Below are 1,733 nucleotides of genomic sequence, written 5' to 3'. Positions count from 1 at the left end.
CGGTGTGCGTGTCGACGAGCTCGTCGCCCTGGTGGAGATAGCCGATCTCGACGCCGCGGCTCATCGACACCCGGCCGGCGTCGGGCTCCTCGAGCCCGGTCATCACCTCGAGCAGCGTGGTCTTGCCGTCGCCGTTGCGCCCGACGATGCCGATCCGCTCCCCGACGTTGATGCCGAGCGAGACCTCGCTCAGCAACGGCCTGACGCCGTAGGACTTCGAGACCTTCTCGAGATTGATCAGATTGGCCATCAGGGATGCTCCAGGAGATGTGCGCCGGCAACGGGGCCGTTCGCGATGAGTACGACGTCGTGCCCTGCGCCCTGCAGTCCCGCCACGACGGCGTGCGCGCCGTCGAGCGAGTCGCACAAGAAGATGCAGGTCGGGCCCGAGCCGGAGACGATTCCGCGCAGGGCGCCTTCGCCCTCGCCGCGGTCGATCAGGGTGCCGAGCTCGGGCCGGAGGTCGACCGCCGGCGCCTGCAGGTCTTTGTGAAGCGTGCGGGCCAGCCGCAGCGGCTCGCCGGTGGCGAGCGCTGCGAGGAGATCGGCCGGCTCGGCCGGCTCGGTCGGCGCGTCCGGGAAGAGCCGGTCGTGGTGCCGGTAGACCTCGGGCGTGGACAGACCGACGTCGGACGCCACGGCGACCCACCACCAGGTGCCGCGGTCGTCGAGCGGTTGCACGACCTCGCCCCGGCCACGGCCGCGCGCCGTGCCTCCCACGAGCGAGAACGGGACGTCGCTGCCCAGCTCGGCCGCGAGCTGGAGGAGTACGGCGTCGGGCAGATCGAGGGCGTGGAGCCGGTCGTAGGCCAGCAGGGTCGCCGCCGCATCCGCCGAGCCGCCCGCCATGCCGCCGGCGACCGGGATCGACTTCAGGATGTTGACCGACTCGTGCCCGGGGCGGCCGGTGCGGGCGCGGACCAGGTCGAGGGCCCGGAAGGCGATGTTGTCGTCGCCGAGCGGGACATCGCCAGCGTCGATGTAGTCGGCGCACTCGAGCCCGCGCGCGCGCACGACCGAGGAGGCGAGGGTGACGTCGTCGTACAGGCTGATCGCCTGGTAGACGGTCTCGAGGGGATGGAAGCCGTCGTCGCGCACGGCGCCCACGCCGAGGTGCAGGTTGATCTTGGCGGCGGCGCGCACCGAGACGGAGCGCGGCAGGTCGAGGGCCGTCACCACGGCATGCCTTCGGCGATCCGGGCGAAGTCGGCCACGGTCAACACCTCGCCGCGCACGGTCGGGTCGATGCCCGCGTGGGCGAGTGCGCGCTCGGCCGCCTCGCTGGAGCCGGCGAGGGGGCGCAGCGTGGCGCGGATCTGCTTGCGGCGGGTGGCGAAGGCAGCGTCGATGACCGTGAAGACCTGCTCCCGGGTGGCGGTCGTGTCCGGCGGGTCGCAGCGGGTCCAGGCGACCAGACCGGAGTCGACGTTGGGCATGGGCCAGAAGACGTTGCGACCGATGGAGCCGGCGCGGCGGACATCGGCGAACCAGGCGGCCTTCACCGACGGGACGCCGTAGATCTTGGAGCCCGGGCCGGCAGCCAGCCGGTCGGCGACCTCGGCCTGGACCATCACCAGACCCCGCTCGAGAGAGGGGAGCAGTGTGAGCATGTGGATCAGGACCGGTACCGAGACGTTGTAGGGCAGGTTGGCGACCAGAGCGGTGGGCGGTGGCCCCGGGATCTGCTCGATTCGCATCGCGTCACCGAGCACCACCTCGAAGGCGCCGACCTG

General features: G+C 72.0%; 3 protein-coding genes. All 3 read right to left on the bottom strand.

All coding sequences use genetic code 11. The features are described 5' to 3' along the window. The coding region (locus tag RMO85_RS14895) for an ATP-binding cassette domain-containing protein (RefSeq protein WP_310529510.1) at positions 1-250 on the bottom strand (250 nt) is incomplete at its 3' end. Next, entirely contained in the window at positions 250-1,176 is a 927-nt protein-coding gene (locus RMO85_RS14890) for a 4-(cytidine 5'-diphospho)-2-C-methyl-D-erythritol kinase (protein ID WP_310529509.1), read from the bottom strand. The genes RMO85_RS14890 and RMO85_RS14895, both read right to left, overlap by 1 nt. Next, a partial coding sequence (locus RMO85_RS14885) for an rRNA adenine dimethyltransferase family protein (protein WP_310529508.1) occupies positions 1,173-1,733 on the bottom strand: 561 nt, incomplete at its 5' end. The genes RMO85_RS14890 and RMO85_RS14885, both read right to left, overlap by 4 nt.

The organism is Nocardioides sp. (assembly GCF_031422975.1).
GTDB lineage: Bacteria > Actinomycetota > Actinomycetes > Propionibacteriales > Nocardioidaceae > Nocardioides.
The sequence above is the reverse complement of the archived record's forward strand: the minus strand, read 5'-3'. Positions and strand labels throughout refer to the sequence as shown.